This is a genomic window from Pseudomonas sp. HC1(2025) (assembly GCF_058742075.1).
Genome location: NZ_CP196017.1, coordinates 3,185,162 through 3,203,527 on the forward strand (window position 1 = coordinate 3,185,162; position 18,366 = coordinate 3,203,527).

General features: G+C 58.7%; 18 protein-coding genes. 13 read left to right on the top strand and 5 right to left on the bottom strand.

The features are described 5' to 3' along the window. Positions 1-60 precede the first annotated feature (60 nt). Positions 61-894 carry an arylamine N-acetyltransferase family protein gene (locus ACSSVH_RS14265; protein ID WP_169953075.1) on the bottom strand — a complete coding sequence of 278 codons (834 nt, stop codon included), beginning with the start codon at positions 892-894 and terminating at the stop codon, positions 61-63. A 160-nt stretch (positions 895-1,054) separates the two neighbouring features. Here ACSSVH_RS14265 and ACSSVH_RS14270 point away from each other — a divergent pair, with 160 nt between their 5' ends. Then, positions 1,055-1,297: a DUF6555 family protein gene (locus ACSSVH_RS14270; protein ID WP_169953073.1), complete on the top strand. Its 243-nt coding sequence runs from the start codon at positions 1,055-1,057 to the stop codon at positions 1,295-1,297. 74 nt (positions 1,298-1,371) lie between these two features. On the opposite strand, the gene ACSSVH_RS14275 is transcribed toward ACSSVH_RS14270, so the two are convergent. Continuing rightward, positions 1,372-1,578: a DUF6021 family protein gene (locus ACSSVH_RS14275; protein WP_492633344.1), complete on the bottom strand. Its 207-nt coding sequence runs from the start codon at positions 1,576-1,578 to the stop codon at positions 1,372-1,374. A gap of 150 nt (positions 1,579-1,728) precedes the next feature. Here ACSSVH_RS14275 and ACSSVH_RS14280 point away from each other — a divergent pair, with 150 nt between their 5' ends. Further along, on the top strand, positions 1,729-2,250 hold the full coding sequence (locus tag ACSSVH_RS14280) for a DUF3087 family protein (RefSeq protein WP_170041256.1): 522 nt from the start codon (positions 1,729-1,731) through the stop codon (positions 2,248-2,250). 28 nt (positions 2,251-2,278) lie between these two features. On the opposite strand, the gene ACSSVH_RS14285 is transcribed toward ACSSVH_RS14280, so the two are convergent. Beyond that, the gene (locus ACSSVH_RS14285; RefSeq protein ID WP_169953067.1) at positions 2,279-3,142 is read right to left on the bottom strand and encodes a Dyp-type peroxidase; all 864 of its coding nucleotides are present in this window, start codon (positions 3,140-3,142) and stop codon (positions 2,279-2,281) included. 140 nt (positions 3,143-3,282) lie between these two features. On the opposite strand from ACSSVH_RS14285, the gene ACSSVH_RS14290 reads away from it, so the two are divergent. Both ACSSVH_RS14290 and ACSSVH_RS14295 read left to right on the top strand, forming a co-directional pair. After that, positions 3,283-4,908 carry an NADP-dependent glyceraldehyde-3-phosphate dehydrogenase gene (locus tag ACSSVH_RS14290; protein WP_492633345.1) on the top strand — a complete coding sequence of 542 codons (1,626 nt, stop codon included), beginning with the start codon at positions 3,283-3,285 and terminating at the stop codon, positions 4,906-4,908. 139 nt (positions 4,909-5,047) lie between these two features. After that, positions 5,048-6,112 carry an FUSC family protein gene (locus ACSSVH_RS14295; protein ID WP_492633346.1) on the top strand — a complete coding sequence of 355 codons (1,065 nt, stop codon included), beginning with the start codon at positions 5,048-5,050 and terminating at the stop codon, positions 6,110-6,112. A 142-nt stretch (positions 6,113-6,254) separates the two neighbouring features. Here the strand turns inward: ACSSVH_RS14295 and ACSSVH_RS14300 are convergent, their stop codons facing one another. Beyond that, positions 6,255-7,010, bottom strand: coding sequence for a TetR/AcrR family transcriptional regulator (locus ACSSVH_RS14300; RefSeq protein WP_057445041.1), 756 nt, complete (start codon positions 7,008-7,010; stop codon positions 6,255-6,257). 354 nt (positions 7,011-7,364) lie between these two features. Between ACSSVH_RS14300 and ACSSVH_RS14305 the strand changes: the two genes are divergently transcribed. The 9 genes from ACSSVH_RS14305 (at position 7,365) to ACSSVH_RS14345 (ending at position 16,867) form a co-directional block, all read left to right on the top strand. Further along, a complete protein-coding gene (locus tag ACSSVH_RS14305) occupies positions 7,365-8,072 on the top strand; it encodes an ABC transporter ATP-binding protein (protein WP_169953061.1) in 708 nt (235 codons plus the stop codon). Beyond that, a complete protein-coding gene (locus ACSSVH_RS14310) occupies positions 8,069-9,268 on the top strand; it encodes an ABC transporter permease (RefSeq protein WP_169953309.1) in 1,200 nt (399 codons plus the stop codon). The genes ACSSVH_RS14305 and ACSSVH_RS14310 overlap by 4 nt, the downstream gene beginning before the upstream one ends. Next, a complete protein-coding gene (locus tag ACSSVH_RS14315) occupies positions 9,261-10,742 on the top strand; it encodes a TolC family protein (protein WP_169953059.1) in 1,482 nt (493 codons plus the stop codon). Before ACSSVH_RS14310 ends, ACSSVH_RS14315 begins: the two co-directional genes overlap by 8 nt. Then, the gene (locus tag ACSSVH_RS14320) at positions 10,732-11,991 is read left to right on the top strand and encodes an efflux RND transporter periplasmic adaptor subunit (protein ID WP_492633347.1); all 1,260 of its coding nucleotides are present in this window, start codon (positions 10,732-10,734) and stop codon (positions 11,989-11,991) included. Before ACSSVH_RS14315 ends, ACSSVH_RS14320 begins: the two co-directional genes overlap by 11 nt. 143 nt (positions 11,992-12,134) lie before the next feature. Continuing rightward, positions 12,135-13,319 carry an aminotransferase class I/II-fold pyridoxal phosphate-dependent enzyme gene (locus tag ACSSVH_RS14325; RefSeq protein WP_492633348.1) on the top strand — a complete coding sequence of 395 codons (1,185 nt, stop codon included), beginning with the start codon at positions 12,135-12,137 and terminating at the stop codon, positions 13,317-13,319. Positions 13,320-13,362: 43 nt separating this feature from the next. Then, on the top strand, positions 13,363-14,529 hold the full coding sequence (locus ACSSVH_RS14330) for an MFS transporter (protein WP_492633349.1): 1,167 nt from the start codon (positions 13,363-13,365) through the stop codon (positions 14,527-14,529). 1 nt (position 14,530) lies between these two features. Further along, entirely contained in the window at positions 14,531-15,394 is an 864-nt protein-coding gene (locus ACSSVH_RS14335) for an HpcH/HpaI aldolase/citrate lyase family protein (RefSeq protein ID WP_492633350.1), read from the top strand. Next, on the top strand, positions 15,391-15,927 hold the full coding sequence (locus ACSSVH_RS14340; protein WP_492633351.1) for a MaoC family dehydratase: 537 nt from the start codon (positions 15,391-15,393) through the stop codon (positions 15,925-15,927). The genes ACSSVH_RS14335 and ACSSVH_RS14340 overlap by 4 nt, the downstream gene beginning before the upstream one ends. Positions 15,928-15,934: 7 nt before the next feature. Beyond that, a complete protein-coding gene (locus tag ACSSVH_RS14345) occupies positions 15,935-16,867 on the top strand; it encodes an ornithine cyclodeaminase family protein (protein WP_432754239.1) in 933 nt (310 codons plus the stop codon). Here the strand turns inward: ACSSVH_RS14345 and ACSSVH_RS14350 are convergent. After that, positions 16,841-18,274, bottom strand: a complete 1,434-nt coding sequence (locus ACSSVH_RS14350) for an FAD/NAD(P)-binding protein (protein ID WP_492633352.1) — start codon at positions 18,272-18,274, stop codon at positions 16,841-16,843. The genes ACSSVH_RS14345 and ACSSVH_RS14350 overlap by 27 nt on opposite strands. Between the last annotated feature and the right edge of the window lie 92 nt (positions 18,275-18,366).

Consider the following 18,366-nt stretch of genomic DNA (forward strand, 5'->3'; position numbering starts at 1 on the left):
GGATTCGGAGGTAAAACGCTTCAGCGAAGGCTCTAGATCAAGCCTCTATACAAATCCGCATCAAGTCTGGGCCAATATTTGCGCCAGTCGCAGGCGTAGTTGCGGGTGTTCGGGTACGCGCAAACCAAACGCCTGCTGCAGCAGCGCCAACAGTTCGTCGACATCGCTGATCGTGCGTTTCTCGCTGTCGCGGCCCAGGTGATGAACCGCGTAGTTGCCATTGTTCAAGGTGCGGCGCAGCCCCGGTGCGATCAACGCCACTTTCAACTGCCTGCGAAATGGCGAGTCGGGGTGAGTGGAGACATACCAGTTGCCCACTTCATAGTCGTAGTGCGACTGCGACTGCAGGTCGAACACGTACAGCCCACGCCACTCCTCGCCTACCTGGGCCCACAGGGTGTAGCTTCCGGCATTCAAGGTCAGGCGATAGGGCTCATGGGCGGTGGCCTGTGGCGCCAGGTTGTCCAGTTGCAAGGGGCTGCTTGGCACCATGCCACCAAACCCGACATCGCTGATGTAGCGCACACCCTCAAGGGTCACCAGGCTCAGGCGATGGGTGCGCGCGGTATGCGCATCAGGCGGCCCGCCGATCACCACCCGACCGGTGATTCCTCGCGCCTCGAAGCCCAGCTCTTGCAACAAGGCCAGGAACATCTGGTTCAGTTCATAGCAATAACCCCCCCGCCCGTCGAACAGGACTTTTTGCTCGATGCTGGCCAGGTCAAGGGGCACCGGCAGGTGTGACAGGACCGAGAGGTTCTCGAAGGCGAAGGTACTGACATGGCGCAACTGCAACTGCGCCAGGGTCGCCAATGTGGGCGCGGGCGGGGTGTCATACCCCAGGCGTTGCAGGTACAGGCGGCTGTGGGTCAGGCTCGGTGAATCCTGGGACATGGCGCGATCCTTGGGCGCGGGGCGAAGGTTCCACTAATACCCGTAACCGTTGCTGCTGCCAATACTGATCTGTGGCAACGGGTCGTAGGGATGTGGCACAAACTTTCTGAACCTTTCTGAACCTAATTGCATCAACTCCATATCAAAACAGGGAGGCAATATGGGCACGGCAACGATCTACACCATCCACTACAGGCTGCACGGCGAACCCAAGTCCTTTGTGGTGCGGGCGGAGGTGATGAACAACGCCGAGGCATGGCATTGGGCCAGCTGTGATGCGGGAGTGGCCCATGTCGGGCGTATTGGCCGTCCTGGCCATGAGCGCACCAAGAAGACTACCCGGCCATGGGCGGAGAAATACGGCATCACCGAGGTTACTTGGCTCGCGCCCAAGCATTTGTAGGGGATGGTTTGTCGGCGACGGGCAATAGCCAAAGGGCCTCATCGCCGACAAGCCGGCGCCTACAGTTGTGGGAGCTATTTGGGTTTCAGGTTGCCCAGGGGGTCATAAGCCGGCTGCTTGCCGGCGTTGTGCTGCTTGTCCAGCGGGGCAATGGCCGGGCCGACGGGGTCAACCTGCGGGTCGGCCACGTCCGGGGAGTCTGGATCGAAACCCAGGTCGTGCTGGTCACTGGCGTGTTCCGAGGAATGCGGGCCAGCGGGCTTTTTCGATTGTTCAGTCACAGCCATCTCCTTCGCTTTGCTCACGATGCACACATTTCTTAGAGAAAACCCCGACCGCCATCGTTCAACTTTCTCACGCCCGCCGACAAACCGTGAGAAGATGCCGCGCCGCGCAATACCCCTACTTAGCTCATGGAGACTGCCCCCCGCATGTTTGAGATCAAACCTGTCGATCCGCAAACCTATCGCCAGCAGACCCGCCGCAGCACGTTGATCGTCGCGGTGATCTTCATCGCCCTGGCCATGCTGTTGTCGAGCCTGGCGGTGATGTTGTTTGGCGAGCCTGGCGGCGACAACTTTCGCTTCAATGTCGGCGGTGTGGTGGCGGGTGTGGTGCTGACCATCGCCCTGGTACGTGGCCCGCTCTGGTCACAGGCTTGGCTCGCGCCGGCGATCTATGGCTGGCAGCTCAAGCGCAGCCTGATGCGGGTTACCAATGTGATGCACAAGGTGACCGAGCGGGTACAGGCCAACGATCCGACGGCGATGAAGCTGCTGCGGTTCTATCACCTGGGGCTGACGCAAATGCACGAGCTGGACGCCAATACCAGCGCCCAGGCACAACTGGTCGCCGAGGTCGAGAAACATAAGGCGCAGATGAAGGCGCTGGGGATCAAGGCCGAGCAAACACGCCTGGATCCAGCGTGGTTGAAGGCCTTGAAAGACAACTGATCGCTAGCCGCTCTCGGCGGCAAGCGGGTCAGGCGCAGATCGCGCTGAGGTCCAGGTGACCGTCCTTGAGTGGCGGGCACCAGTAGTAACCACCGGTCAACGGCGTGCTGATGCGGTACAGGCCGTCGACAATCCCGTCTTCCAGGCCGCTCATGCGGCGCAACTGGGCTTCAAAGGCATCGAAGGAATGGCCGAACGCGAGGAACATCAACCCCGCCTGGCCGTTTTCGGCCCAGGGCATGGAGCGGCGCACCACAAAGGCCTCGGGGGTAAAGCTCTCCTGGGCGGTGCGCTTGACGTGGGCCGACTCGGGGGCGTCGTCCAGCTCTTCGTTATCGCCATGGCGACGCCCGATGATGTGGTCACGCTCCTCGGCCGGTAAGGCGGCGAACCCGTCCAGGTCATGTTGCCACTGCTGGATCGCGGCAAAGCTGGCGCCGCTGCCGGCGACGGCGGCTTCGATTGCCGCGTCGTCGTGGGGGTTTTCGGTGCCGTCTTCGTAGTCGGTCAGGTCAAAACCGGTCTTGTAGCGGAAACCTTCAGTCATCTGCACCAGGCGAAACGCCGGCGCCAGGGCCTTTTCAAAGGCCCGGCTGCGCAACAGCAATTCACCACGGTCTTCACCATGCAGCCAGCACCACAGCGCCTGTTGGGTGGACGGGTTGTTGGCACCGGGCGCCGAAACGTGTGGGAAGCTGCGCAGCCCTTCGATGCGAGCGCCGAGTGCATTGACCAGCGGCTCACCCAACCCCACCACCACTGCCGAGTCGGCCAACTGTACCAACGCGTCGAGCGCAGCCGGCACCGCGTCGATGGACTCGATGGCAAAAAACAGATGGCGTGCCTGCAACGGCACCGGTGCGGCAAGAATGCCCGGCTGGTACTGACTCATATGAACTCCTTCAAGAAAGCCGCGTAGTTTACCCGGCACAGCCCCACTGTGCGTAGGGAAATACGTGTAAGCCTTGCAACAGAGCCCTCGGATGGAGGAATCTCTGACTCAAGCTGTGCAACCACTCCAGGGGTAGCGACATGACCACCAATCACCTGCTTGCCAATCTGTTTCCCACCGCCAATGACATCCCCGAGCAATTTCGCCTCGCCGCCCCCATCGAACAGCGCGACTACCTGGTCGACGGCCAGTTGCGCATCTGGAACGGTCCCTTGGCCCAGGTGCGCAGCCCGGTCCAGTTGGCAGGCGCTGACGGCGACACGCCAGTGATTATCGGCAGCACGCCCTTGCTGGACGCCGAAACCGCCCTGCTCGCCCTCGACGCCGCAGTGCGGGCCTATGATCGTGGCCAGGGTCAATGGCCTACGATGCGGGTGGTCGAGCGTATCCAGCATGTCGAGGCGTTTTTGCGGCGCATGCGCGAACAGCGCGATGCCGTGGTGAAACTGCTGATGTGGGAAATCGGCAAGAACCTCAAGGATTCACAGAAAGAGTTCGACCGCACCTGTGACTACATCACCGACACCATCAACGCCCTCAAGGAGCTGGACCGCCGTTCCAGCCGCTTCGAGCTGGAACAGGACACCCTGGGGCAGATCCGCCGCGTGCCCATGGGCGTGGCGCTGTGCATGGGCCCTTACAACTACCCGCTCAATGAAACCTTCACCACGCTGATCCCGGCGCTGATCATGGGCAACACCGTGGTGTTCAAGCCGGCCAAGCTCGGCGTGCTGTTGATCCGCCCGTTACTGGAAGCGTTCCGCGACAGCTTCCCGGCCGGGGTCATCAATGTGATCTATGGCAGCGGGCGGGAAACCGTCAGTGCGCTGATGGCCAGCGGCAAGGTGGATATCTTTGCGTTTATCGGCACCAACAAGGCGGCCAGTGATTTGAAGAAGCTGCACCCGCGCCCCCATCGCCTGCGTGCAGCCCTGGGGTTGGATGCGAAAAACCCCGGCATCGTGCTGCCAGAGGTCGACCTGGATAACGCAGTCAACGAAGCGCTCACCGGTTCGCTGTCTTTCAACGGCCAGCGCTGCACCGCGTTGAAAATCCTGTTTGTGCATGAGTCAGTGGTCGAGCGCTTCATCGAGAAATTCAACCAGAAACTCGCCACCCTCAAGCCGGGCATGCCATGGGAGGACGGCGTCTCACTGACGCCGCTGCCGGAAGTGGGCAAGGTGGAATACCTCAACGGCCTGGTGGCCGATGCCGTGCAACACGGGGCCAGGGTGGTGAACGCCAACGGCGGTGCCAGCCGTGGCTCGTTCTTCTACCCGGCGGTGCTGTACCCGGTGAACCCGCAGATGCGCGTGTATCACGAGGAGCAGTTCGGCCCGGTGGTACCGATCGTGCCCTACCGCGATCTGGACACGGTGATCGACTACGTCCTGGAATCGGATTTCGGCCAACAGCTGAGTATCTTCGGCACCGACCCGGCACACGTCGGGCGCCTGGTGGACACCTTCGCCAACCAGGTGGGCCGGATCAATATCAACGCCCAATGCCAGCGCGGCCCCGACACGTTCCCGTTCAATGGCCGCAAGAACTCGGCCGAGGGCACGCTGTCGGTGCATGACGCCCTGCGGGTGTTCTCGATTCGCACCCTGGTGGCAACCAAGTTCCAGGACAACAACAAAGCACTGATCAGCGATATCATTCGCGACCGGGCGTCGAGCTTCTTGACCACCGACTATATTTTCTAAACTGCTCCCATGTCGGAGCGGGCTTGCCCGCGATGCAGGCGCCTCGGTGTATCAGTTGCTCCGGGGTGATGCTATCGCAGGCAAGCCAGCTCCCACATTGGACCGCATAACATCTAAAGATGAGGCCTGCTTAAGCCCGATGAATCTGCCGCCCTTCGCCCGCCGCCTGTTGCGGCCCCTGCTCGACCCGTATCGCCGCTATCGCCATGCCAAACTGATCCACGCCGTACGGGTTTCCATCGGCCTGCTTGCGACCATCCTGCTGACCACCGGTATCAACCTGCCCCATGGTGAATGGGCCTCGGTGACCATGCTGGTGGTGATTGGCGGCTTGCAGCACCACGGCAATATCGGCAAGAAAGCCGTGGAACGGGCCTACGGCACGCTGATCGGTGCCAGTGTGGGCCTGTTGCTGGTAGCGCAACAGGCGTACTTCGGCCAGCCATTGTTGACGTACCTGTTGATGTCGGTGGTGTGTGGCTTCTTTTCCTATCACGCCATCGGCAAGGGTGGGTACACCGCGTTGCTATCGGGGATCACGGTATTTATCGTCGCCGGCCACGGGGATAACCCGCTGTCAGATGGCCTGTGGCGTACGGTCGACATTTTGATCGGCATTGCCCTGGCCCTGGCGTTTTCCTTCGCCCTGCCGCTGTATGCGGTGTATTCCTGGCGCTACAACCTGGCCAGCGCCCTGCGCGATTGCGCCGCGATCTACAGCCGGATCATCAGTGGCCAATCGGTTACCGATGATGAGCATCTCAAGCTGCTCAATCGTTTGAATGCGGCAATGTTGCAACTGCGTTCGCTGATGCCCTCGGTGTCCAAGGAGGTGCGGATTTCCATGACCGAGCTGGATGCGATCCAACGCCACCTGCGGATGTGCATCAGCACCCTGGAAATCCTTGGCAATACGCGCCCCGATCCACGGGATGAACAGGCGATGGCGCGCTTGCAGCTGGCACTCAAGGCCGAGCATCGGCAGATTCGCGTGCAGTTGATCGGGATGGCGCGGGCCCTGCAATCGGGAGCCACGCAACGCTTGGAACGAACCAGCCTTGCTGCGCCTGATCCTCAAGCCCCCCTGGAGGTTCCAGTGCACAGCGCGTTGGATGGCTATCGGCTATTGACCGCGCAACTGGCGGCAAATGTCGACGCGATGCACGCCCGGTTGGCGAAAAGCGCCAAGGCGTGGAAGATCTGAAAAAACGTTGTGAATTAATATTGGATCCACATTTTTTTCACGTTTTATTCACATCCGCAGACGTACTGTGAAGCCTCATCCGTTACAAACGTTGCATATCAAGCCCGCCGCCCCAGCGGGCTTTTTTTTGCGCGCCATTTGATCAGCGCGCGACTTTGCCCGTTGCCGGCAGCGCGGACTGGCCACGAATCGCCCGCTGGGTGTCAAGCACCCGCGCCAGCGCCGTTTCGGCTTCCGGGCTTTGCTGCGGTACACGAATGGCCGCCGAGACCAGCGTGATCAGCTTGGCCATCACCTCCGCATCCGTAGCCGGGCGCCCCAGGCTCATGGAGTTCATCAGCAGGCGCAGTTCGGTGCCGGCCATCACCCCGGAAATCGCCTTCAAGGCAAATTGCAGGCGCACCCCCAGCTCATTGCGCGGCAGGTCGGGCAGTGCCAGGGCGAAGGCTTCAAAGAAGCGCTGGAACACCGGCTGGTAGTGGACCTTGAGGTATTCCTGGATAAACGGCGACGTATCGCTATAGACCCGGCCAAGGAAGCGGATGAAAGAGCGCCCTTCGCCGCTGGCCGGATCACTGCGCTCAAGGCCCATGGCCGGGGCGAACAGCACGCCGAGCAAGGTATCGCAATCGAGCGGGCCGTCAGACTCTGCCTCGCAGCGGGCAAGCAATTCCAGGCGCTGCTCGTTGAGCGGCTCCAGGCGTTGCATGAGTAATGTTTTCATCAGGGAGTCCTTGTCCCCGAAATGATAATTTACCGCGGCGAGGTTGACCTGAGCCTTCTCAGTGATTTGCCGCAATAACACGGCGTCGTAGCCGTATTTGATGAAGAGAGCCTCTGTCGCATCCAGCAGTCGAGTCTTGGTTACATTTGGAGCGCTGAGTTTCTTCGCGACCATATAAGTTCCACGGGGGAAATATGTTTTAAAAAAAAATTTGATTTTTTATACCGGGGCGGGTGCTCGAAAGCAAGTAGTGACACTGCACCATACTATCCAAACGCACTGATGGTTACCCTCGCAACGGTTTGCCAAGGGTTGGCCCGGTCGTTTTCAAGCCACCGGTATCGGCTCTACCAACAGAAAAACCGCTCTATCTCTGTGGCTGGCGAAGCCGCTGGATCACGGTTACTATTCAAACAATATTTTTAAAACAAGAATAAAAACCAGCTGTCGGCAGCCGCCACGCAGGCCCTGAAGATGTTACAAAAATTTTCAGGAGCAGGTCGGATTGCCGCAGCGCAAGGCGTAGTCATGATGACAGATACCCCAACGCTCCCAGGCTTTATTTCCCTGCAAGGCATCGGTAAAAGCTATCAATTGGCCGGACAGCACCTGGCCATTCTCAATGATGTCAGCCTGTCCATCGCCCGTGGAGACAGCTGCGGCATCCTCGGCGCTTCGGGCTCCGGCAAAAGCACCCTGCTCAATATCCTCGGCCTGCTGGATCTGCCCGACTGCGGCGCCTATCGCTTCGCCGACCATGACATTTTCCACGCAACGCCAGATCAACTGGCCGCGATCCGCAACCAACAGATCGGTTTTGTGTTCCAGAGCTTCAACCTGCTGCCGCGCCTCAGCGCCCTGGACAACGTCGCCCTGCCCCTGGCCTATCGCGGCGTGTCGCGCCAGGAATCGGTGGCGCGGGCCCTGCATATGCTTGAGCAGGTAGGCCTGGCCGAACGGGCCCACCACCGCCCCGCCGACCTGTCCGGCGGCCAGCGCCAGCGGGTGGCCATTGCCCGGGCGCTGGTGGGCGCACCGGCGGTGATTCTGGCTGACGAACCCACCGGCAACCTCGACAGCCACACCGCCCAGGACATCATGGACCTGCTGCTGGCCCTGAACCGCGAGCAGGGTGTCACCTTGATCATCGTCACCCACGACGCGCATATCGCCGCACGCCTGAGGCGCCAGATCCTGGTGCGCAACGGCGTGGTCCATGAGGCTGAATGCGTATGAGCCTGCGGGTCGAACAGAGCCTGAGCCAGTTGTTGCATGAAGCATTTGTCAGCCTGCGAACCCTGGGCAAGCGCTCGATCCTGGCCTTGCTGGGGATCGTCATCGGCAGTTCATCGGTGGTCGCGCTGATCAATATCGGGCATAACGCCGCCGAAGATGCGGCGATGATTTTCAAGGACATGGGCACCGACACCCTGGTGGCGCAGTTCCCACCCAAGGGCAACAGCACCGCGCATATGCCCACCCGCCTCAATCTGCAAGCCGTACGCGAGGCGGTGCCGGGCATCGCCCACATCGGCGCGATTTCCTCGTTCAGCGGGCCGGTCGTCTTTCATGGCCGCACCACCAACGCCGGCTTGGTTGGTAGCACCCCAGGTCTCAAGGACGCCATGCGCCTGGTGCTGCGTGAAGGGCGCTTCCTGTCCGAATTCGACAGCGGCGAAACCTTCGCGGTGATCGGCGACCAGATCGCCCAGGCGTTAAGCGCGCCCGGTGACCCGTTGCGCCTGGGCGACCGGGTGCGGGTCAACGACTATCTGTTCCTCATCATCGGCATCCTGCAGAACCAGCCACGGTCGATGCTGATCCCGGTGCAAACCAACGAGTCACTGTTCATCCCTGCCCCAGGCATGCTGCGCATCTATTCCTCACCCCAGGTCGGCAGCGTGGTCCTGCGCGCTGCAGCCGGCCAGGACATGGAGCGCATCGCGGCAGGCGCCACCAAGGCCTTGGGCGCGCAACTCACGGAGCACACCGTCGAGATCCAGATCCCCCAGCAAATGATCGACGGCATGACCCGGCAAAGCCGCACATTCGCCTATCTGCTGCTGGCCTTGGGCGCCATCTCCCTGGTGGGCGGCGGGGTCGGCGTGATGAATGTGATGCTGATGAATGTCTCGGAACGCCGCCGGGAAATCGGCATCCGCATGGCCCTTGGCGCTCGCCAGCGCGACATCCGCAACCTGTTCCTGCTCGAAGCCGTCACCCTCACCGCCGTCGGCGCACTGTGTGGCGCGGTACTGGGCATGGGGGCAGCCTATCTATACGCCTGGCTGTCGGGCTGGCAGTTTTCCCTGGCCGTGTTGGCGCTGCCCCTGGGAGTGGGCAGTACGTTGCTGGTGGGGTTGTTTTTTGGGATCTACCCGGCCGTTTCGGCGTCACGCTTGCAGCCGGTGGAGGCCCTGCGCGATGAATAAGCCCTTGTTGTGGCTGATGGCCCTGCTGAGCCTGCCCTGCGTGGCCGCCGATATCGTGATCCGCCCTTCAGCGCCGACCACCACGCGCAGCGGCTATGAGCGCAGTGTCTCGCTCAATGCCCAGCTCACTACCCTGACCCTGGGCGACGCGGTGTACCTGGGCCTGCGCAACAACCCGGCGATTCGCAGCGCGTACCTGCAACGGGTGGCGCAGAAGTTCGACCTGCGGGTGGCCGAAGATGCCTTCAACCCCAAGCTGGTGCTCAACAGTACCTACCGCACCACCCAAGGCAGCGACGACCGCGCCCGCAATGCCAACCTGTCACCTACCACCAGCTTGCTCGGCGAGTACGGCACCCGCCTGAGCATGGGCTGGACCCAGCAACTGAACAACGCCAACCGCGCCGGGCGCTACCGCAGCGATGGCCTGGACCTGGCCATCATCCAGCCGCTGATGCGCGGCGCCGGCTGGGACGCCACCACCGCCCCGCTGCGCCTGTCACGCCTGTCCGAGCAGGCCAACCGCCTGAACCTCAAGGCCAACGTCGCACAGACCATCAGCCAGATCATCGCCACCTACCGCGACTTGCTGCGTGCCCAGGAGCAACTGAGCATCACCCAGGAAGCGCTCAAGCGCTCCAACACCCTGCTGGACGTAAACAAGGCACTGATCAATGCCGGGCGCATGGCCGAGTTCGAAATCGTGCAGACCGAGGCCGACATCGCCTCCCAGCAACTGGGGGTCGAGGAAGCCCAGAACCAGCTGGACATGAGCCGCCTGGCGTTACTGCGCCTGCTGGCCCTGGACCTGGCGACCCCGATCCGTGCCACCGAAGCCCTGGAAGCCACACGCATGGACATCGACAAGCGCGAGGCCTTCAACCTCGCGCAAAACCAGCAGCCCGAATATCTCCAGGCGTTGCTGGGCAGCCAACAGGCCGACCTCAACCTGGTACTGGCCAAGGATTCCGGGCGCTGGCAGGTCGACCTGGTGGGCGGCGCCAATCAGATCCGGGCCAACACGGACAACGACGCCGGCAGCACCAGCAACCGCCGCTGGGACAGTTACGCCGGGGTCCAGGTGCGCATTCCCATCGGCGATATCAGTACCCGCCAGGCCGAAGTCCGCGCACGGGTCGATGTGGAAAACCAGGCGATCCTGATCACCGACGCGCGCCAGGAACTGGAGCGCAGCGTCAATAACGTGGTACGCGACCTTGGCACCCGCTGGCGCCAGTATGAAATTGCCCAGCGGGCCGTGGACCTGTCCCGGCGCAAGATCGAGATCGAGCGCGACAAACTCGCCGCCGGGCGCTCCACCAACTTCCAGGTGCTGAGCTTCGAAGCGGACTTGCGCAACGCCGAGAACGCCCGTCTCAACGCCCTGATTGCTTACCTCAATGCGCAGACCCAGCTCGACCTGACGCTGGGCATGACCTTGGAAAGTTGGGAAATTGCCCTTAATGACTACTAGAAAAGCCCTGCTGGGCGCTGGACTGTTGATACTGCTGGGCGCGGGCGGATTCGTACTGCTGAGTCGCACAACGCCCGCCGCCAACCAGACCGCTACGGCCGAGCAATGGCAGGAGGTCAAGAGCGACGTCCTGGTGCATCAGATCGGCCTGGTCGGCAAGATCGAACCGGAAGCCACCGTCATCCTGACCGCGCCCTTTGATGGCAACGTGCAAGCCAACCTGGTGCAAGAGGGTCAGCGGGTCGAAACCGGCCAGGTCCTGTTGCGCATGGACCCGGCCACCCTGGAAGTACAACTGCGCGAAGCGCTCTCCGCGCAGCTCAAGGCCCGGCGTACCGTGCAGGAAATGCAGGACTGGGACAGCGGCCCCACCGTCAGCCGCGCCCGGCGCAGCCTGCGCACCTCGCAAATGAGTGCCGACAACACCCAGCGCAAACTGGTTGAAAGCGACAGCCTGTTCAAGCGCGGCATCATCCCGCGCAACGAACTGGACGACCTCAAGCAACAGGCCCAACAGCAACAGTTGGATCTGATCGCCGCGCGCAGTGAACTGCAAACGGCCCTCGAACAGGGCAAGGGCGAGTACCGCCAGATTGCGGATATGGAGCTGACCAATGCCACGGTCAAGTACGAAGCCCTGCGCAAACTGCTCGACGGCCAGGAGCTCAAGGCGCCGTTTTCCGGGATCGTCGTGCCCCCACCGGGCAGCTCCACCCCCCAAGGCGGCGCCAGCAACAACGCGCCGGTACAGGCGGGGAGCAAGGTGAGCCAGGGCCAGGTGCTGTTCGGGTTGGCCAATATCGAACGCCTGAAAATCGTTGCCAAAGTCTCGGAACTGGATATCAACCAGCTGCATCAGGGCCAGCCGGTGGAAGTCATGGGCGACGGGTTTGATGGCGAGCGCCTGAGCGGCTCAGTCAGCGTGGTCAGCGGCCTGGCGATCGCCAATGACAGCCAGGGCAGTGCGCAATTCCCGGTGACCTTGTCCATACCCAAACTGACTGAGAAAAAGCTGCAAAGGGTCCGCCTGGGCATGAGCGCACGCCTGACCATCGTGACCTACAACAATGCCCAGGCGATCATCGTGCCGGCCCAGGCGATCAGCCAGGGGGACGACGGACTTTCGGTGCAATATCGGGCTGCCATGAACCAGCCGGTGGAGCGGGTGAAAATCACCACGGGACAATCGACAGCCCAAGGGGTGGAAGTGTTCGGGCTCAAGCCTGGGTTTATCAAAACGGGCTTGTGAAGCCCTGTGCACGGTGCCGGAAAAACATTTGAGGAATTTGCCTACGCAAATACAGGAAAATTACCGCCTCATAACATATTGTAAAAAAATACTCCTTAGAAAAGTATGGTCATCCGTTTTGCCTTGGGCGACAGGTGCGCAATATGAATCGTTATTCAAACATCAAAAAAATGCTGGCCGGCGGTGATTTATTTTGGAGTCGAACACAAGAAGCCCGAATGAGCGCAATTGTCGCCGATAACCTCGGGGACGGTTTCATGCAAGTCGATGACCACAAATTCATAAACATGTGCTCTTACTCCTACCTTGGCCTGGACTCCAATATCGAAATCTTGAAGGGCGCAATAGCTGCACTAGACTCGTCGCAAACCTTAAACTCCTCCACTTCCCGCGTTCGAATTTGTTTACCTCTATTGGAAGAGGCAGAACTTGCACTGTCAGATCTGTTCTGCGTCGAGGTGCTGACGACGGTTTCATGCGCTTCGGCCGCCGCAGCAATGCTTCCTTTACTTGCTGCAGGTGTATTTACACAAAATATCCCGCCGCTAATGGTCTTTGACCAATCCGCACACTTCTGCTTGAGCTTGATGAAAGCCGTTTGTGCAGATGAATCCGAAGTCATGACAGCACCGCACAATGACTTGAACTTCCTGGAAGACTGCTGCAAGCAAAAGCAACGGGTTGCTTACATCGCGGATGGCGTCTATAGCACGGGAGGATGCGCCAATATATCGGAACTAATGACCCTGCAAGACAAGTACGGCTTATTTGTTCTGTATGACGAAGCTCATGGCCTGTCGGCACAGGGCGTAAATGGCTGCGGATTAGCTCTCAATACAATGGGCGCACTCAACAGCAATACCATGATAATTGCATCATTGAACAAGGGCTTTGGTGCATCTGGCGGGGCGATCTTCTTTGATGCGTCGATTAGCAAATCTGCCTTATTGCGATTTGGCGGCCCTCTCTCTTGGTCCCAACGAATCAACACAGCTGGTTTGGGTGCAATCATCGCGTCCGCAAAAATACATAAATCCACAGAACTGCAACGCCTGCAAAACAAATTGACGACCAATATCCAACTGTTCGACACCCACATCAAGACCACCTTGGCAGGAGATGGATTACCTATCAGGTTGATTCCCATGAGTGATGAGCAACATGCAATCACCACTGCGACAAAACTCATGAAGCTTGGATTTTATACCTCACCGTTATTTTATCCTGTCGTTCCCAGATCAACTCCAGGCCTGCGCGTCATGCTCAGGGCAAACCTGGCCTCAGACGACTTAAAACAGTTTTGCACAGCGGTAAACTCAATGCTGTAGATGCAACCCCGTACCTTAGGACGTCGTAATAAAGGGAATTTACATGTCATCATCCACCCAGCGGGTACTCCTTCTCGCATGTTGCACGACCATAATCGCCCAGCTTGGTGTAACACTGTATATACCTGCAACAACCCAACTCGCCCCGCAACTAAATATAGAAGAAGCAAAGGGTTATAAAATCCTACTATTTTATTTAGGTGGCGCTGTACTACCGATAGCTTTTATATCACGCCTCATTCGCAGTTTCGGGCGCTACACTGCAGTTCTCGTTTGCTGCGCAATCTTACTCGTAGGTAGCGCGCTGTCTTTATTCAGTTTTGGCCCCGAGGCATTCTTTTTCTCCCGATTCACGCAAGGTTTAGGTGCTGGTGGAGGTGCTCTGATCGGTAGGGCACTGTTAACGGACATCTCATCAGGGGCGGCCCTTGCGAAAAACCTGTCTGTATTATCCTATTCATTTATTCTTGCACTTATCGGCGGGCAAGTAGTGGGCGGCTTTCTGGTGTCAAGCCTTAACTGGATTGCGCTGCCATGCCTAATGATCATCGCAGTGATACTTATCAGCGCACTAGCGCTTAACATACGCAGCCACCTCTACAAACTGGACACACTGGCAAAAGAATCCGCATTAACGCCGAAATACTATGCCATTGTAACCCAGCCCAGCTTCTATCTACCTGTCATTTTAGGAGGCTGCGGCTATGGGATTTTTATTGTCTATCAAGGTATCGGAGCGTACGTATTTCATTCCAACTTCCGCTGGAATAGCGCCGACTATGGCACCTTCGGCTTGTGGCTGGGGCTGGCTTATTACTTAGGTGCATTCACGGTAAGGCGAGCCTTGAGTGCTGTCAGTGTTTGCCAATTATCAATTTTTGGCGCCTGCCTATTAGTCGCCTCAAGCAGCGTGTTGTTTTTGGCCGCCTGGCAAAACATGTCAATCCACTTGGTTATTGGCGGCTACTTGGTTATTTGGTACGCCCAGGCGACGCTCTACCCATGTACAGCAGCCATGGCAGTAAACGGGTTACCCGGCGCCAACCCAATGATGCTATTTAGCTTCCTACAACAATTGGTAGCATTAACATTTGGCGCTCTTGCGACTTTTTTTATCCCTTACGGTATTCAAACTGTGGCACTGCTCACGGCATGCCTCGGTGGACTTGGTGTAGTCACGGCACTTCTCATTCTGAAAAGAGAGGCTTGATATGGACACATTGACTAGAAGTTGGCTATGCATGCCCGCGAGCCAAAAGCATATAGAACGGAAAATCATTGAATCTAAAGCCGACATCGTATTACTGGACTTGGAAGACTCAGTCCCCATGTGCAAAAAGCAATTTGCACGCGAGCAACTGCTGGCATTGGACCACTCTATTCGCAACCGACGCAATCTAGCGATAAGAGTTAACACACTCACCAAATCCGAAGGCATCAGAGACCTGATTTTCTTGTTGGACCACAACATCACCCCCGAATATTTAATCATCCCCAAAGTAGAGTCAGCCGGCGAACTGAAAGTCCTTAATGAATTGACATGCGCTACTGGCCAACGAGTAAAAACCTTTGCAATCATTGAAACGTTAAAAGGATTGCGTTGCATCGACGCTATTATCAATGAAAGAACAAGCCTGCGCGGCTTGATTTTAGGTAGCGCTGACCTCTCATCAGAGATCAATTTCAAAATTGCAGAGCGCGCACTTACCCAAATCAAGTGCGATATAGCCATCGCTGCCCTCAGCATGGGGCTAATGGTCATTGACTCGCCCTGTTTCAAACTTAACAACGAAAAAGCGCTGAGAGCAGAAATCGAACTGGCCAAAGAATTTGGCTATTCGGGGAAAATTGCCATTCACCCAACTCAGGTAGAACTGATAAATAGATTATTTACCCCGACAGCAATCGAACTGAAAAAAGCACGAGCCATTATCAAATGCCTCGAAGCAGCCGAACCAACAACAGCAATATCCACCTTAGATGGGGAAATGCTCGGTCCCCCTTTCGAAATCATGGCCCGCAGGCTTTTGGCAATTAACGAATCGCTCTCAAGAACCAATAGGAAGCCAGCATGAACATCAATCAATCGCTCCCCGGCAGCAAGGCACTAAGTAAACTAACCAAAGTCGGTCCCGGACGCTATCGTGAGGATCATGGGCTTGGCTTCGAAGACTTTATCATTGGCGACATATTTGAACACCGGCCAGGCCGCACGGTAACAGAAGCGGATAACGTCTGGATGTCGTTAATCTGTATGAATAACCACCCCGCCCACATCAATGCAGAATATGCAAAGCAAACCGAATTTGGGCAAATACTGGTATCGAGCCTAGTGACCTTTTCAATTGTTGGCGGGATGAGCCTGGCGAGCACGAGCGCAAAAGCAATTGCCAATTTGGGCTGGGATAATGTCCGTCTGATAGCCCCGGTTTTTGTTGGCGATACTTTGTATGCAGAAAGCGAAGTCATCCATAAACGCCCCTCCGCCAGTCGCCCCGGGCAAGGCATAGTTACGGTCCGGACAAAAGGGCTCAAGGCCAACGGGCAAATATGTTTATCCTACGAGCGCAGCTTTCTGATTGCTCTCGACCAAGTACCCTTGGGGTGAGTGGCCTATGAAAATCCTCGATGAGTCTTTGATAAAAAACACCATCAGTATGGAAGAGGCGATTGACGTACTCCGTGAAAACTATCGGTCATACAGCAGTTCAAGCGACAACAACCCTGCGCGAACTATCGTGAGAGTCCAGGAAAAACATGCAACATTTGGAGTAATGCCCTACTACTCTCACGCTCACAATCTATTTATGGTGAAGATTGTATCTCATCACTTGCTCAACAAAGCCTATGGACGACCATCTATAGGTGGAGTGATTGTTATACAAGATGGCGCTACAGGGCAGATAAAAGCCCAAATGGATGCAGCAGCCATAACCGCTCTACGCACCGGTGCCACTGCAGGATTGGCGACTGATTTGCTGGCAATGGCCCACTCCAAAAAAGTTGCCGTCATCGGCGCAGGTGCTCAGGCAATGGCGGTATTTGAGGCTGTGTTGAGCGTCAGAAAGGTAAAGCAGGTGGCCGTCTGCTCTACAAGCCAGGCAAGTACAGAGCGTTTTATAGCTGACGCAAAAAACCGGTTCGTCCGTGAGATTGAATACATCAGCCACCATAGCGTGCGCCAGGCAGTCTCAGGCGCCGACATCATCTGCACGGCGACCACTTGCGCAGCCCCCTTGTTCTCTGCCTGCGACGTAGCAAAGGGCGCCCATATAAACGCGATAGGCAAGCACACACTGGTGTCGCGTGAGTTCCCGTTGGAGCTTCTGCACCGGGCGATCTTAATGGTGGAGGATCGAAAAGCCGCGATTGAAGAGGCTGGGGATTATCACCAAAACTCAATATCCATTGCTCAAATGCTGAACAGCCAGTATGCCGTTCACCAACGCGAGACCACGATTTTTTCTTCGGTCGGGACGGCTTTTCAGGACGCGTGCATCTGCATCGCAATCCTGAAGAAGCTAAAGGTGGTAAGCGGAGGCTCCTAAACGACATGCCAGTGCCTTGGCCTGGATTGCCACATCCGTCACCGCCGTGCTCTCCCACCACATCCCACGCAGCGGTGGGCCCATGGCGAAGAGTCGCTCACTGGCCACTCCCTGCGCGTCCAGCACCGCCCCCGAGGCATCCGCTGCAATCCCCAACGCCAATGGCCCGGGTTTGATCAAGCCGCGTGCCAGCAGTTGCCGGGGCAAAGGCCGGGCCACGCGGCGCCAGTCATATTCGATCCCGCTGGAGTTGATCAACGCCGCGCCACTGACGTGGGTGATGTGCTGTTCGCCCCGACGGCGCAGGCGCAGGGTCACCACGCCGTTTACTGTGGGCTCCAGGCCCAGGAACGACGCCGCGTGGATCCGCAGGCGCCCTTGCTCGTGCAACCGCGCCACCAACTCCGCACTCAGGGGTGGCGAGCGATGGTGATGGCTCTCCCACCAGGGCCGCACATGGCGCACGAACTGGCGTTTCTGGCGTTCGCTGGCCTGGCTCCACAAACGGCCGATATGGGCACGCACGGTATCCAGTGGCGCTTGCCAGTCGATGCCCTGGGCCTGGGCGCTGTGGCATTGACGGCGCACTGCCCGCAGTAATTGCAGCGGGCTGCGCAGGCGGTGATCTTCAGCGAGAAAATCCGCCCAGGCCGGTGGTTGTCGGCGCACATGGGGCAACAGGCCATGGCGCGAAAAGATCTCGATCGGCCCGCGATGGCCGGCCTGCTCCAGGGACACCACGGCATCGACCATGGTCAGGCCGGAGCCGATGATCAGCACCGTCGACTGGGGGGCCAGTTGCGTCATCGCCTGCACATCCCACGGGTCAACCGCCGCCGCATTCAAGCCGCTGGATTGGGTTTGTGGCGTGCGCGCCGCGGGGAACATCCCCGTGGCCAGTACCGCCTGGGCGCCGCGGAATTGCTGGCCGTCATCCAGGGTCAGGCGCACACCCACCGGCTCCACCTGCACGTCGACGACCTCGGCGCGAACATGCTCCACCGTCGACGCCGACCCCGCCCGGGCCTGCGCCAGGCGCTGCTGCGCGTACAGGCCAAAAATCCCCCGGGGTGGGAACAGCTCGCTCACAGGCACATGTTGCTGGTCCGACTCTGGCCAGCCGCCGGCGGCGATGTACTCGGTCAACCACTGGGTCAAGTCATCGGCGTTGTCAGGGTCCACGCTCATGCGCGCCGCGTTGCCATTGAGGGTGTGTCCCAGCTCCACCGCGCTATAGGCTTCACCGCGCCCAAGCTCCGGGCGCGGCTCGATCACCAGAATCTGCCGGGTGCCAGGCAAACGCAGCAACTGCACGGCCAGCATCGTGCCGCTCAGCCCCCCACCGATGATCAGCACATCGGCGTTGCGGATGGCCTTTGTCGCCTGTCCGCGTTCGGTTTCACTCATGTAAATGCGCCCTTACCGTATGCCCGGATAAATTTCATGCCAATTGCCTGGCGCCCAACACCTGGGACGCCGCCGTGTGACGCATTGCCCGA